14 protein-coding genes and 1 tRNA gene are annotated in these 14,981 nt (G+C 44.1%); 7 read left to right on the top strand and 8 right to left on the bottom strand.

All coding sequences use genetic code 11. The features are described from left to right. Positions 1 to 180 precede the first annotated feature (180 nt). From J2S20_RS04865 to dnaA, 8 genes are all read right to left on the bottom strand, one after another. A tRNA-Ser gene (locus tag J2S20_RS04865) sits at positions 181 to 270 on the bottom strand. A gap of 67 nt (positions 271 to 337) precedes the next feature. Then, entirely contained in the window at positions 338 to 556 is a 219-nt protein-coding gene (locus J2S20_RS04860; protein WP_307253771.1) for a hypothetical protein, read from the bottom strand. Further along, positions 537 to 3,005, bottom strand: coding sequence for a DNA gyrase subunit A (gene gyrA, locus J2S20_RS04855; protein WP_307253770.1), 2,469 nt, complete (start codon positions 3,003 to 3,005; stop codon positions 537 to 539). Before gyrA ends, J2S20_RS04860 begins: the two co-directional genes overlap by 20 nt. A 16-nt stretch (positions 3,006 to 3,021) precedes the next feature. After that, positions 3,022 to 4,935 (bottom strand): DNA topoisomerase (ATP-hydrolyzing) subunit B, encoded by a 1,914-nt coding sequence (gyrB, locus tag J2S20_RS04850; protein WP_106611109.1) that lies wholly within the window; start codon positions 4,933 to 4,935, stop codon positions 3,022 to 3,024. A 23-nt stretch (positions 4,936 to 4,958) separates the two neighbouring features. After that, entirely contained in the window at positions 4,959 to 6,077 is a 1,119-nt protein-coding gene (gene recF / locus J2S20_RS04845) for a DNA replication/repair protein RecF (RefSeq protein WP_106611110.1), read from the bottom strand. Next, on the bottom strand, positions 6,052 to 6,264 hold the full coding sequence (locus J2S20_RS04840; RefSeq protein ID WP_106611111.1) for an RNA-binding S4 domain-containing protein: 213 nt from the start codon (positions 6,262 to 6,264) through the stop codon (positions 6,052 to 6,054). The genes recF and J2S20_RS04840 overlap by 26 nt, the downstream gene beginning before the upstream one ends. A 407-nt stretch (positions 6,265 to 6,671) precedes the next feature. Continuing rightward, entirely contained in the window at positions 6,672 to 7,781 is a 1,110-nt protein-coding gene (gene dnaN, locus J2S20_RS04835) for a DNA polymerase III subunit beta (protein WP_106611112.1), read from the bottom strand. A 151-nt stretch (positions 7,782 to 7,932) separates the two neighbouring features. Further along, positions 7,933 to 9,351: a chromosomal replication initiator protein DnaA gene (gene dnaA, locus J2S20_RS04830; protein ID WP_106611113.1), complete on the bottom strand. Its 1,419-nt coding sequence runs from the start codon at positions 9,349 to 9,351 to the stop codon at positions 7,933 to 7,935. A gap of 644 nt (positions 9,352 to 9,995) precedes the next feature. Here dnaA and rpmH point away from each other — a divergent pair. The 7 genes from rpmH (at position 9,996) to mnmE (ending at position 14,975) form a co-directional block, all read left to right on the top strand. Then, the gene (rpmH, locus tag J2S20_RS04825; RefSeq protein WP_102904772.1) at positions 9,996 to 10,139 is read left to right on the top strand and encodes a 50S ribosomal protein L34; all 144 of its coding nucleotides are present in this window, start codon (positions 9,996 to 9,998) and stop codon (positions 10,137 to 10,139) included. Between the two features lie 240 nt (positions 10,140 to 10,379). After that, complete coding sequence (gene rnpA / locus J2S20_RS04820; RefSeq protein WP_307253761.1) at positions 10,380 to 10,754, top strand: ribonuclease P protein component; 375 nt, start codon at positions 10,380 to 10,382, stop codon at positions 10,752 to 10,754. A 6-nt stretch (positions 10,755 to 10,760) separates the two neighbouring features. Further along, positions 10,761 to 10,988, top strand: coding sequence for a membrane protein insertion efficiency factor YidD (yidD, locus tag J2S20_RS04815; RefSeq protein WP_106611115.1), 228 nt, complete (start codon positions 10,761 to 10,763; stop codon positions 10,986 to 10,988). Positions 10,989 to 11,045: 57 nt separating this feature from the next. Beyond that, a complete protein-coding gene (locus tag J2S20_RS04810) occupies positions 11,046 to 12,350 on the top strand; it encodes a YidC/Oxa1 family membrane protein insertase (protein WP_307253759.1) in 1,305 nt (434 codons plus the stop codon). Beyond that, the gene (gene jag, locus J2S20_RS04805; RefSeq protein WP_307253757.1) at positions 12,343 to 13,368 is read left to right on the top strand and encodes an RNA-binding cell elongation regulator Jag/EloR; all 1,026 of its coding nucleotides are present in this window, start codon (positions 12,343 to 12,345) and stop codon (positions 13,366 to 13,368) included. The genes J2S20_RS04810 and jag overlap by 8 nt, the downstream gene beginning before the upstream one ends. 60 nt (positions 13,369 to 13,428) lie before the next feature. Further along, on the top strand, positions 13,429 to 13,605 hold the full coding sequence (locus J2S20_RS04800) for a hypothetical protein (protein ID WP_170065331.1): 177 nt from the start codon (positions 13,429 to 13,431) through the stop codon (positions 13,603 to 13,605). Continuing rightward, positions 13,602 to 14,975, top strand: coding sequence for a tRNA uridine-5-carboxymethylaminomethyl(34) synthesis GTPase MnmE (gene mnmE / locus J2S20_RS04795; RefSeq protein ID WP_307253755.1), 1,374 nt, complete (start codon positions 13,602 to 13,604; stop codon positions 14,973 to 14,975). Before J2S20_RS04800 ends, mnmE begins: the two co-directional genes overlap by 4 nt. Positions 14,976 to 14,981 lie beyond the last annotated feature (6 nt).

Here is a 14,981-nt window from a genome sequence, read left to right as displayed (position 1 = left end):
TTACCCGTTTTACTTGGTTTGGTTCTTCTTTTGAAATTCTTTTTAGAATTTTCAGGGTTGTGTGTACTGTCTGATCTTTGATTTTCAAGGTTCTGCGTCGCCCCTTCCGTGAGAGGCAACTTAGACAGTCTATCAAGTGAAAAGCAATTTGTCAACAGTTTTTTTCTGTCTGCTTTTCAGCGGAGAAAGAGGGATTTGAACCCTCGCGCCGGTATTACCCGACCTACCCCCTTAGCAGGGGGGCCTCTTCGGCCTCTTGAGTATTTCTCCAAAGTGCAAATCAAATTATACAGGATGTTCCTTTGCTTTGTCAACCTGATTTGCCGCTTATTTTAGTTCATTTTGTTCCTGTTTCCTTTATGTATTTTTTATATGAAAAATACATATTTATGAAACAATATATTGCAGCTACGCCTGGTACTCCTACATATATATAGTCTGTCAGTCCGGCAGTGCTGCTCAGGCTGTTCATTCGATTTGTCATGAGCTGTGACAGAGTACAGAAGAAAAGCCCCAGTAATAGCTTCAGAAAAATCTTAATTCTCTGTTTCTTCATCCTTTTCTGCTGACTCCCTCACCTTAGCGATACTCGCAACACGGATATTTGACTCTCTGTCTATGCTCATCAGCTTTACGCCTGAAGTATTTCTTCCTATAACAGAGATATCCGATACTGCAATTCTAATCAGTATCCCCTCATTTGTAATCAGAAGTATCTCCCTCTCATTATTTACGAGCTTTGCTCCGATAAGATCCCCTGTCTTGTCTGTCAGCTTATGGCAGATCAGTCCGCGCCCACCGCGATTTTGTCTCCGGAATTCACTGAGCAGAGTTCGCTTCCCCATACCAAATTCTGATACAGTGAGAAGAGCCTCTCCCTGTCTGGTCAGCTGCATGCCGACAACCTCATCATCAGAAGCGAGTTTCATCCCCTTGACTCCCATAGAGCTTCTGCCTGTTTTTCGGACATCTCTCTCAGAGAAGATGATGCTCATTCCCTTTTTGCTGACAAGGATAATATCTTCATCGCCACTGGAGGCCTTCACCTCTATCAGCTCATCTCCCTCACGGAGTACGATTGCAGTGAGACCGTTCTTTCGCACATTTGCATACTGCGAAAGCTTGGTCTTCTTTACCATACCGGATCTGGTTGCCATAAAGAGATATTTATCATTTCCCTCATTATTAAAAGGAATCATTGCTGTAATCTTTTCATCCGGCTGCAGCTGCAGAAGATTTACAATTGCCGTACCTCTTGCGGTCCTTCCGGCATCTGGAATCTGGTATGCCTTAAGCCTGTAAACCTTACCCTTACTGGTAAAGAAGTCAATGGAATGATGTGAGGTCGTCATCAGCAGATCTGTCATAAAATCATCTTCTATGGTCTGCATTCCCTTAATTCCCTTGCCGCCTCTGTTCTGGCTGTGGAAATTGTCCGGACTCATTCTCTTGATATAGCCGAGATTTGTCATCGCAACAACGATATCCTCATCCGGAATCAGATCCTCTGCATCCATTTCATCATCAATTCCGAATATAGTCCTGCGCTCGTCTCCATACTTTTCTGCTACCAGATTGATCTCATCTCGAATTACGCCAAGCAGCATCTTCTCATCCGAAAGTATACTCTTATAATATGCGATTTTTTCCTCAAGCTCCTTGAATTCTGCCTCAAGCCTTCCTCTCTCAAGACCTGTCAATGTACGCAACCGCATATCCACAATAGCCTGTGCCTGCACCTCTGAGAGACCAAAGCGCTGCATCAGCTCCTGCTTTGCAATTGCAACTGTATCGCTTCCACGAATAATTCTGATCACTTCATCAATATGATCCAGAGCAATCAGCAGGCCCTGTAAAATATGAGCCCTTTCTTCTGCTTTGTTGAGATCATATCTGGTTCTTCTTGTGACGACTTCTTCCTGATGCTTCAGGTAATACTCCAGCATCTGAAGCAGATTCAGCACATGAGGCTCATTGTTCACGAGTGCCAGCATAATCACGCCGAAGGTATCCTCCAGCTGTGTGTGCTTTAAAAGTCTGTTCAGAACAATCTGTGGATTAACGTCTTTTCTGAGTTCAATTACAATGCGCATTCCCTCACGGTTTGACTCATCGCGCAGGTCTGTGATTCCGTCAATTCTTCTGTCCTTTACAAGATCTGCAATTTTTTCGATGAGACGCGCCTTATTTACCATATAGGGAAGCTCAGTCACAATAATTCTGTGCTTTCCGTTCTGCATGGGCTCAATATCTGTAATTGCCCGCACCTTGATCTTGCCACGCCCGGTGCGATAGGCATCCTGAATTCCGGATTTTCCGAGTATCATCGCACCGGTTGGGAAATCAGGTCCTTTTACGAGGGAAATAACATCGTCGAGCGAAGTTATCCTCTCTTCCATGCGATCCTCAATGATCTTATCCACAGCAGAGATCACTTCTCGCAGATTATGCGGTGGAATATTTGTTGCCATACCGACCGCAATTCCCTGGGTTCCATTGACCAGCAGATTCGGGAAGCGGCTCGGCAAAACGACAGGTTCCTTCTCTGTCTCATCAAAGTTCGGAGCAAAATCGACTGTGTCCTTATTGATGTCGGAGAGCATCTCCATCGCAATTTTGGAGAGTCTTGCCTCGGTGTAACGCATTGCCGCTGCTCCGTCTCCATCTACAGAGCCAAAATTTCCATGCCCGTCGACCAGAGTGTAGCGCATCGCCCACTCCTGCGCCATATTAACAAGAGCACCGTAAATAGAGGAGTCACCGTGCGGATGATATTTACCCATGGTATCGCCGACGATACGGGCACATTTTCTGTGTGGCTTATCCGGACCGTTATTCAGCTCTATCATGGAGTAGAGTATTCTTCTCTGAACCGGCTTCAGACCGTCCCTCACATCCGGCAGTGCGCGTGCGGCAATTACACTCATCGCATAGTCGATGTAGGATTTCTCCATGGTTTTTTTCAGATCAACTTCCTGAACTTTATCAAATACATTCGGTTCCATTTACTGCCCCCGTTCATCAAATATCAAGATTCGTCACATACTTTGCATTTGCCTCGATGAATTCTCTTCTTGGCTCTACCTGATCTCCCATCAAAGTTGTAAAGGTAAGATCCAGCTCCGAGATAGACTCTTCATCCATATTGACACGCAGCAGCACTCTTCTCTCCGGATCCATCGTTGTCTCCCAGAGCTGTTCTGCATCCATCTCTCCAAGTCCCTTGTATCTCTGAATCTTGTTATTCTGATCTCTTCCGACCTCAGTGATAATAGAATTTAATTCCTCATCGCTGTACGCATACCAAAGCTTCTGTCCCTTTTCAAGCTTATAGAGCGGCGGCTGTGCAAGGTATACATGCCCTTCTTTTATGAGCTCAGGCATAAAGCGGTAAATGAAGGTAAGCATCAGGGTTGCAATATGCGCACCGTCGACATCGGCATCTGTCATGATAATGATCTTATTGTAGCGAAGCTTCGAAATATCAAAGTCCTCATGAATTCCCGTACCGAAGGCCGTGATCATGGCGCGAATCTCTGCATTACCAAAGACACGATCCATTCTTGCCTTCTCGACATTCAGAATTTTTCCGCGCAGGGGCAGTATGGCCTGTGTCGCTCTGCTCCTTGCAGTCTTAGCAGAGCCTCCTGCAGAATCTCCCTCGACGATAAATATCTCGCATTCCTCCGGATTTTTACTGGAGCAGTCTGCCAGCTTTCCGGGAAGTGCCATACCATCCAGCGCAGATTTTCTTCTTGTAAGATCACGGGCTTTTCTTGCCGCTGCTCTTGCTCTCTGCGCAAGTATGGCTTTCTCGCAAATCAGCTTTGCCACAGTCGGATTTTGCTCAAGAAAATATGTCAGTTGCTCACTGACCACAGAACTCACTGCACCCACAACCTCTGAATTTCCAAGCTTCTGCTTTGTCTGACCCTCAAACTGCGGATCTTCCACCTTGACACTGACAATTGCGGTCATACCCTCACGGATATCCTCTCCGCTTAAATTATCCTCACTGTCCTTTAGGAGCTTATTGGCTCTCGCATAGTCATTAAAGGTCTTTGTGATCGCATTTTTAAAACCTGTGAGATGTGTACCGCCCTCCGGCGTATTGATATTATTGACGAAGGTATAAATATTCTCGTTATAGGAGTCATTGTGCTGCAGTGCTACCTCCACAACAACCTTATCCTTCACATCCTCACAATAAATAACCTGCTCATAGAGCGCAGTCTTTCCCCGATTCAGGTAGCTGACAAATTCGCGAATTCCTCCCTCAAAATGGAAGATATCTTCTCTATTCTCCTCACGTTCATCCCGTAAAATTATTTTCAGATTTTTGGTCAGAAAAGCTGTCTCTCTCAGGCGAAGACGCAGTGTGTCATAGTCATACACTGTCTCCTCAAAGATCTCCTTGTCCGGAAGAAAATGAACTCTTGTTCCGTGCTGCTCACTGCCACAGCTGCCTGTTATCCCGATAGGCTGCGTGATCTTTCCTCTCGAAAACCTTACTTCGTATATTTTCTGATCCCGAAATACCTGAACCTCCAGATTCTCAGAGAGCGCATTCACAACAGATGCTCCCACTCCATGAAGACCGCCGGACACCTTGTAGCCTCCACCACCAAATTTTCCACCTGCATGAAGTATCGTAAATACGACCTCCAGCGCTGAAATTCCTGCTTTTTTCTGTATATCAACTGGAATTCCGCGCCCATTATCCTCCACTGTCACGGAATTATCGGGATTAATTGTGACAATAATCTCACTGCAATATCCTGCAAGAGCTTCATCAACGGAATTATCTACAATTTCATAAACCAGATGGTGCAGTCCCTTTGCAGCAGTGGAACCGATATACATTCCGGGTCTTCTTCTGACTCCCTCCAGTCCCTCCAGAATTTGAATTTGATCTGCATTATATTCCGTACTCATTTACTGTCCTCCTTAGATCCCTGTCATTCGACTGTGCAGATCGCACCATCTGTGACCTTAAATCTTTTATCAATTTGAAAATCATTTTTTAACAGATTTTCCATGCCCGTACTGGTAATCACTGTCTGTGTCTGACTGATTACCTTCAAAAGCTGCTTCTGTCTCTGCGTGTCCAACTCTGAGAGCACATCATCCAGAAGCAAAACCGGATCTTCACCCGTTACTTTTTTCATCAATTCCAATTCAGACAATTTCAAGGATAATGCTGCCGTCCGCTGCTGTCCCTGTGAACCAAACTTTCTCAGATCCATTGCCTGAGACTCTGTATTCTGGATCTCAGAACTTTTTTTCACAAAAAAACCAATATCATCCCTGTGTGGACCAACTGAACTTATTTTCTGCCTCAGATCAGATTCTCTGCTTTCCAGCAGTGCTGCACGATATCTCTCCTCCGAAATATTTTCATCATAACAGAGCTCTATGCACTCTTCATTTCCGGTAATTCCTGTATATAATGCAGAAATAATCGGATTCAGGTCATCAATAAATTTTCTTCGACAGCGAATAAGCTCCGAACCATAGCGCACCAGCTGTTCATCCCAGATATCAAGCGTTTCCATGAGCTCCGGATGAAAGCTGATTTCTTTCAGCAGCTTATTTCTCTGAAGCAGTGCTCTGTTGTAGCTCAACATCTCATGGACATAGGAACGATTCAACTGACACAGCTCCATATCCATAAATTTGCGCCGCTCAGCAGGACCATTTTTGATGATGTTCAGATCCTCCGGAGAAAAAAGCACAATATTTAATATTCCAAAGAGCTCACTTGCACGTCTGATTGGAATAGAATTAACTGCAATTCCCTTTGCAGCATTTTTTTTGAGATGAATATCAATGCGATAGGGAATTTCCTGCTTTAAAAGCTTCAGCTTGATATGTGCCTCGTTTTCACCGAAGCGTATCATTTCTCTGTCCTTGCTGCTCCGATGTGACTTCGTCACAGCACAGACATACAGAGCCTCCAGCACATTTGTTTTTCCCTGCGCATTGTTCCCATAGAGCAAATTGGTTCCCTGATCCAGAGAGAGACTCAATGCCTTATAATTTCTGAAATTTTTAAGCTCCAATGATTCGATAATCATGTCCGCCTGTGGAAAATATGTCTCCGTCTCTCAGCTTTTTTCCCCGCTGTGTCTCAACGGCACCATTTACCAGAACCTTTCCTTCTTTCACCGCATATTTTGCATCTGAACCCATTGAAAATTCACCTGAGAGCTTCAGGGCCTGCTCCAGCTTGATATATTCATCCTTTATTTTTATATCGGTCATGGACTCTCCAATCGCAGCGCTCATTTCATTTGCACTGCTTCGATATTTGCAGCTCATTACTGTTTTGCATTTAAAGCGCATTACTATACTGCATAAGTCTCGCACTGTTTCGCGGCTTCGCCGCTCTCACAGTGCTTCAAATTTGCAGCTCATTACTGCACTGCATAAGTCTCGCACTGTTTTGCGGCTCCGCCGCTCTCACAGTGCTTCAAATTTGCAGCTCATTACTGCACTGCATAAGTCTCGCACTGTTTTGCGGCTCCGCCGCTCTCACAGTGCTCACAAAAATTCGCAAATCGCAGCGCTCATTTCATTTGCGCTGCTTTTTTGCTCATTTTTGTTGTCCTGTGCGATATCAAAGCCTGCCTGCAAGCTTTCTTGCGCAGGCTTTGCTGCCGCACAGGGACTTATGCAATAAAATTTACAGGCAATATGAGATAGATATAGCTTTCTTTCTCATCGCGTATGTAACAGGGGGTCTTTGCATTTGTCATATACAGATCGACCTCCTCATCTTCAATTGCTCTCAATGCATCCAGCAAAAACTTTGGATTAAAGGCAATAAGAAGATCCTTACCTGTCTTTTCACAGGAAACCTTTCCGTCCATCGTGCCATAAGAAGATTTCACCTTTAAATTGATATTGTTTTCTGAAATATCCAGCACGATCGGTTTATGATCACTCTCCTTGATCAGTATCGTAGACTGATCAATGCTGTTTAGGAGTTTCGTACGATTTACTCTGAGCTTCAGCTCATAATCCTTTGACAGCATATGATCAATACGGAAATACTCTCCCTCAATCAGACGGGAAATAACAGTGGTCTCATCAAACTCAAAGAGAATATGATTTTTAGAGAAGTAAATCAATACCTCCTTTTCATTGTCATCCGTCATAATCTTGCTGATTTCATTCATCGTCTTTCCCGGGACTATGACCTTTGCGCTGCCATAATTTTCCTTCATTTCGATGCTTCGTATTGCAATTCGATGACCATCAAGTGCTACGAACTTGACGATATGATCCTTAACTTCTATGTACTCGCCGCCCATCATTTTATTCGTATCATTCAGAGCAGCAGAAAAGATAGTTTTTCTTACTGCCTCCTTCAGGGTAAACTGAGACAGGCAGATATAATTATCTTTTTCTATCACAGGAAGATATGAAAATTCTTCTCCATCTCGTCCCTGGATGTGAAATACTGCATCTTCACAGGAAATTGTTGTCGTAAAAGAGCTGTCGCTCTCTATCACAACCGGAGCATCTCCCCCCTCAAGTTTCCGGATGATATCAAAGCTCAGCCGTGCATCAAGCGCTACTTTTCCCTTTTCAACAATGATCCCTTCTGCTACTGTTTCGATCCCCAATTCCGTATCATTGGCTGTCAGTTTGATTTTGTCTCCGCTGGCATCAAATAAAATGCACTCAAGTATGGGATTGGTGGTTCTGGAAGGGATCGCTTTAAAAACAATCCCCATTGCACTGATCAGTTTTTCTTTATTGAATTCAAGCCGCATGGTATAGGTCCTTTCTTTAAAATCATTCCGTATTAATCATAATAGGGACTGTGAATTTGTAGATACAGGCTTAAGAAGCTGATAAAATAAGGCTTTTTACGCTTGGATAAACCAGTGGATACCGTCCTGAAACAATGTGAATGAGAGTGGATTATTGTGCGGATATTTTTTTCTTCAGCACAGTGATGGTGCTCTCAAGTTCAGGTTTTGACTTTAGTTCTGTGGATATTTTATCGATACCGTGGATAATTGTTGTGTGGTCCTTTCCACCGAGGCAGCTTCCAATTTGCTGAAGCGGAGCAGTTGTCATTTCTCTGCAGAGATACATGGCAATCTGTCGGGGGAATACGATATCCTTGTTTCGTTTCTGTCCCATAATATCCAGCTCAGAGATATTGAAGTGTTCTGCTACAACCTGAACGATAAATTGCGGTGTAATCTCAGGTTTGGCATTCGGATCAATGAGGTCCTTCAATACATCCTGTGCCATCTCAAGATTGATCTCTCTGTGGTCGAGCTTGCTCATCGCGACAATTTTTGTGAGGGAACCTTCAAGTTCACGTATATTACTTTTTACATTGGCAGCAATATACTGGATTACTTCATTGTCTATATTGATGTGATCCAGCTCCTCACGCTTTCTTAGGATAGCCATGCGGGTCTCGTAGTCCGGAGGCTGAATATCGACTGTCAGACCCCACTCAAAGCGGGAGCGAAGTCTGTCTTCCAGTGTCTCCAGATCTTTTGGAGGTTTATCAGAGGATATGATGATCTGTTTTTTGGCGCCGTGCAGGGCATTGAAGGTGTGAAAAAACTCTTCCTGCGTTCTGTCCTTTCCTATAATAAACTGAATATCATCAATCAGAAGTACGTCATTGGTCCTGTATTTTTCACGAAATTCTGTGGTGGTGAAGTTATTTTTATTTCGAATGGCATCAATCAGTTCGTTTGTAAAAGCTTCACTGGTCACATACTGAACCTTGGCCTTCGGATTATTTTGAAGTATGAAATGGGCAATTGACTGCATGAGATGCGTCTTTCCAAGACCGACGCCTCCGTAAATAAAGAGGGGATTATATGCCTCTCCGGGTTTTTCAGCTACTGCGAGTGATGCAGCATGTGCCAGATTGTTATTTTTTCCGACGACAAAGGTGTCAAAGGTATAACGTGGATTTAAATTTGCATTTGAAAGTGTTGCAGGATCGACATGCTCCGGTACCTTATTGATGATGGATTTGTCCTGCGCTTTATTGTCATCTTCAGAGATAAAATGAATGGAGCAGTTTACACCGGTACATTCCTGAATTGCTACCATGAGACCAGCCAGATAATTTCTTGTGAGAAAGCTGATATGAAAATGGAGCGGTAACTTTTCCTTACTGTTGGAAGAAATCTCTGGAATCAATATATGCAAAGTAAGCCCCTTTTCGGGGCTTCCGCTTATGTGGTGTGGAACCAGTGGTGCCAGCCATAAATTATAGGTAACTTCAATAATATTATAATTCTCTCTGAGAAAACTAAGAATTTCATCCCAGTGATCTTTGATTGTTTGGAAGGACGATTGTGCCATGTTTTGCTCCTGAAAAGATTGGTAAAAGACATTCCTAATATAGCAAAAAACGTCACTTTTATCAACATTATAAGAAAAGGGATTGTGGATAACTTTGTAGATAAGTAGTTTATTTTATGTGATTTTAAGTGGAGAATAGGAAAAACAGCTGAAATAATATTGTTTGCATAATCTCTGTGGAAAGCTCAGAAAAGGAGTTATCCGGAAATACACAGTGAAAAAAGCCTGTAAATGGGAGTGTTAAGGATAGAAAGCCGAAAAAAGAGAAAGGTTATCCACTGACTATCCACAAGTTGTGGATAAAATTATGTAAAGTAAAATTTAGAGCAGATGAAAGAAAAATAAAGAATTATCCACAAAAAAATGTGGAAAACCTATGTAGATGAGGAAAAATAAAACTTATGGAGATACAAAATATAGAAAAGAAATTTCTATATCTTGGAGATATTAAAAGCAACAAAAAAAGATTGGAAAACCAGGTGGAAAGGAGCTTGAAATACCTTGACTAAAGCCTTTGATTTCCGTATAATAATCGGGAATGTTCCCAGAAAAAGTATATCCGGAAGAGAATCCGTGTGAAGAAAAGATCGTTCGCAGTCAGGACCGGTCGGGAAAATTGAAATGAGTGAGGAGGTGTTCCGACTATGAGAAAAGGTACTATGACCTTTCAGCCGCACAACGCACAGAAGTTCAGAGTTCATGGCTTCCGTGCCAGAATGGCTACTAAGGGAGGCAGAAAAGTTCTGGCTGCCAGAAGAGCTAAGGGCAGAGCAAAATTAACAGTTTAATCGGCATAAACGTCGAAGAACGATGAGGTTGTCTGACGACGACCTCATTATTTTATAGTATAGGATATTCAAAAGAATTACTTGTACTATTAAAACTCTCCAGGAAATACATAGTGCCCACAGAGACAGACTGCATACACAGCTGTGAGCGGGTAAAATCCGGCAAGCTCCCCTCATACGTGAGGGACAATGAGAGTTGATGTCCGCTTGCGGACTTTGTTTTTATCCGGAGGTTGATCAATGAAACGTTTTCCTTCTATAAAGAAGAATATAGATTTTCGTACCGTTTATGAGAAGGGAAAATCAAAGGCAAATCGTTCTCTGGTTATGTATATATTATATAAAGAAGAGAACAAGAAAAAGCCCTGTTGCAGAATAGGAATCAGTACTTCCAAAAAGATAGGCAACAGTGTAGTAAGACATCATATGGCAAGACTTTTGCGGGAGACATTCAGGCTTCACAGAGCAGAGGTACAGCGCTGCTGTGATATAGTAGTCGTAGTCCGGGCCGCTGCGGTCGGACAGAGCTTTCACGAAATTGAGAGATCATATCTTCATTTATTGCAGCTGCATGGACTGACAGAGAAACATGAATCTGTCAGTATCAATGGTTGATGCTTTATGATAGGAAGAATTGTAAAGGCAGGAATGATAGGATTGATTCGTTTTTATCAGATATTTCTGTCACCGCTGAAATGGCGTACACACTGCAGATTTATTCCAACCTGCTCTCAGTATGCAATAGAAGCAATTGAGAAGTACGGTGCATGGAAGGGCGGCAGGCTTGCGCTTTGGCGGATATTGCGCTGCAATCCCTTTTCAAAGGGTGGATATGATCCGGTTCCTTAACAGGAAAAGAAACTCAGAGTGTAAAAATAAACATAAAGAACATCGGGGGGCCAGGCCTTGGAACTTATTCTTTTGACAAAATCTTCGGTACCGGTAATAGGACAGGTTGCTTATATACTCGGTATGATTATGGATGCTCTTTTTAAATTTACCAGTCAGTTTGGCATTACAAATATAGGACTGAGTATCATTCTTTTCACCATCATCATTAACCTCTTAATGTGGCCTCTGACGGTCTCACAGCAGAGATCCTCCAAGCTGATGAGTGTGATGCAGCCGGAGATTCAGGCAATTCAGAAAAAATATAAAAACAAGACAGACCAGGCATCTGTGATGCGCATGCAGAGTGAGACAAAGGCGGTGTATGCAAAGTACGGAACGAGTATGAGCGGCAGCTGTCTTTTCCTGTTGATTCAGATGCCCATTCTGTTTGCTCTCTATCAGGTTATTTATAAGATTCCAGCATATGTGCCCAGTGTGTACAATGTATTTCAGACAATAGCCGATCCGCTTATGCGGCAGAACGGTTATATTTCTGTTCTGAATGAGATAGGGACGAAAATTAAGCCGGCACTGGGTGATGAAGCCAGCTTAAATATGGTTATCGATTTCCTGTATAAGTTCACACCGGAGCAGTGGACCATGCTTGAGGGGAAATTCCCGGCACTTGCAGCTACCATTGCGACAGGAGCTGCGGAAATTGGAAAGATGAACTATTTCCTCGGCGTAAACCTCTCAACAGCACCTTTCCAAGGCTTTATGCCGAACCCGGCATGGATCATTCCCTTTGTTTCTGCGGCTGTGCAGTGGTACTCTGCAAAACTCATGACGGATGCGACCAGAAACAGGAAAAGTTCCAGGGCAGATGAAGAAAATGTTATGGCGCAGCAGATGCAGAGCATGAACACTATGATGCCTCTGATGTCTCTTTTCTTCTGCTTCACTCTGCCCGCTGGTATTGGTATTTACTGGGTTGCCAGCGGACTGTGCCGCATGATTCAGCAGTTGATTATCAACAGCCAGCTGAATAAGATGGATATTGATGAAATTGTAAAAAAGAATCTTGAAAAGGCAAATGCCAAGGCGCTGAAGGAGGGAAAGAGCCCCTCGCAGATTAAGAGTAATACGGACAAAGTTCTTCGCAATGTAAAGAAGCAGGAGCAGGAAGCAGAAAATGAAGAAGAAGCGCTGCAGAAGAAGATAGATCGGGCGGCAAAGCAGGCGGCAGATTCTTCAGCGTACTATAATAAGAATGCAAGGCCTGGTTCACTTGCATCCAAGGCAAATATGGTTGCATTGTTTGATGAGCGCCAGATGGAAAAAAAGAAAAATAAGGGAAAGCAGGAGAGCCAGGATGAATAATATTACGGTATCTGCCAAGACCTATGATGAAGCAATTACAAAGGCACTGATTCAGCTTGAGACAACAAGTGAGCATCTGATTGTTGAGGTTTTAGAAAAGGGAAGCAATGGCCTTTTTGGTATGATCGGGGGCAGACCCTGGACCATACGGGCTCATGTGAAGAGTGAGGAAGAAGAGGCCAGAGAGCTGGAAGCAAAGCGTCAGGCCGAAATGGAGCAAAAAAAAGAAAAAGAAGAGGCCGAGAGAGCTGCTGCAAGGGAAGCCGAGGAGAGAAAGGCGAAGGAAGCGGCTGAACAGGAGGCTGCCCGCAGGAGGGAAGAGGAGCAGAGAGAAGCTGCAAAGTCTGCTGAAGAAGCTGTAAGGGTACAGCCGGAGACAGCGAAAGAGCTGCAGGAAAAAAAGGAGTCAGGCAGAAAAGAGAGCTCCGAGAGAAAATCCAGATCAAGAGATGGAAGAAGAAACCGCGTTGAGAAGCGCCGGGAGGAAAATGTCGGCAGAGAAGTACTGAAGGAAGAAGCAGAGGAAATTCAAAGCACCGCAGCTGCGTTTCTCTCAGAAATATTCCGCGCTATGGAAGAAACGATTCAGATTGATACAGACTTTAATTATCAGGAAAATGAGCTCGCTGTCACCCTGAGCGGCGATGATATGGGAGCTCTGATTGGTAAGAGAGGTCAGACTCTGGATTCCCTTCAGTATTTAGTGAGCCTTGTGGTGAATAAGCATCGAGATGTCTATATTCGTGTCAAGCTGGATACAGAAAATTATCGTGAGCGCCGCGAGCAGAAGCTGCGATCTCTTGCAAGAAATATTGCAAGAAAGGTGAAACAGACGAGACGTTCTGTCACTCTGGAGCCGATGAATCCCTATGAGCGCAGAATTATCCACTCTGCGCTGCAGAGAGATCCCTATGTCACAACCTGTTCCGAGGGGGAAGATCCCTATCGCCACGTTGTGGTTGTCTTAAAAAAGGATCAGAGATCTAAGCGGCGTGAGGAGAAGAGCAGCGAGGAGTAAGGCTTTGGCGGAAGCCGGAATCGCAGAATTCTGCCTCTGCTGCTATAAAAGAGCATAGATATGGATGGCTTTGTGAAAGAAGGCTGTCGAAAACAGGAACATTTGTTTTCGCCTGCCTTCTCTTTCTTTACAGATTCTCTGAAAATAAGGTACTGGACTTTATTTAATGATACAGATAATATTCAGCTTGTAAGCCTGACAGGAAAAGCTTCGGGAGATGGAGGGCAGAAAAAATGAGGCATCAGAGAGAAAATGATACCATTGCCGCGATTTCCACAGCACTGGGGGAGAGCGGAATAGGAATCATCAGAATCAGTGGTACAGACGCAGTGGATATTGCGAGTCGTGTTCTGGACAGAGGAGTACGGAAGGCAGAGACACATACGATTCATTACCGGCATGCAGTCTGCAAAAATGAAATCATTGATGAGGTGCTGGTTTCTGTTATGCTTGCACCGCGAAGCTATACAGGAGAGAATACCGTTGAGATCAATTGCCATGGAGGCGTCCTGGCGGTAGAGCGTGTGCTGGAGGAGGTACTGAAGGCAGGCGCTTCTCTGGCCGAGCCCGGAGAATTTTCCAAGAGAGCCTTTTTAAACGGGCGCATTGATTTGAGTCAGGCCGAGGCAGTGATGGACGTTATACAGGCTAAAAATCGCTTTGCCCTGAAGGCAGCAGTGAGTCAGCTCAGTGGCACACTCTCAAAAAAGCTTAAGGAGCTCAGAAATCAGCTCCTTGACGAGACAGCATGGATCGAGGCTGCTCTGGATGATCCGGAACATTATGATCTGTCCGGATATCCGGAGGAACTGGGGAAAAAAACAGATGCAATGATTGCAGATCTGGAAACTCTGATCCGAAATGCAGAAAATGGAAGAGTCATGAAGGAAGGTATTTCTACCGTTATACTTGGAAGACCAAATGCAGGGAAATCTTCTCTTATGAATCTCTTATCCGGCGCAGACAGGGCGATCGTGACAGATATCGCAGGAACGACGCGAGATATTCTGACCGAGCACATCCGCCTTGCGGGATTGTCCTTAAATCTCACCGATACGGCGGGAATACGGGAGAGTGAGGATATTGTTGAAAGAATCGGAGTGGAGCGCGCCAGAAAAGCTGCGGAGGAGGCGGATCTTCTCCTGCTTGTGATTGATGGAAGCAGCGAGCTTCAGGAGGCAGACAGACTGCTTTTGCATGAGATCGAAGAAAAGAATGCCATTGTGCTTCTCAATAAATCCGATCTGGATACGCAGATATCGCTGGAAGAGCTTCAAAAACTCAGCTCTCATCCGGTCATACTCTTCTCCGCAAAAGATGGAACCGGCCTTTCCGAGATGGAAACGACGATGAGGGAAATGTTCTATCATGGGAATATCAATTTTAACGATCAGATTTATATTACAAACAGCAGACATAGAGAGGCACTGGAGCAGGCGCTTGCCTCTGTCAGATTAGTGAAGCAGAGTATCAAAAATGGTCTGCCGGAGGACTTTTTTTCTATTGATTTGCAGGATGCCTATGAAAGTCTCGGCATCATCACCGGAGAGACAGTGGAGGATGATGTTGTAAACCGCATATTTGAGAAGTTCTGTACCGGAAAATAAGGGAGT

The sequence above is a fragment of the Moryella indoligenes genome (assembly GCF_030812885.1).
In the GTDB taxonomy this organism is placed as follows: Bacteria; Bacillota; Clostridia; order Lachnospirales; family Lachnospiraceae; genus Moryella; species Moryella indoligenes.
This window is presented reverse-complemented; position numbering and strand designations above follow the sequence as displayed.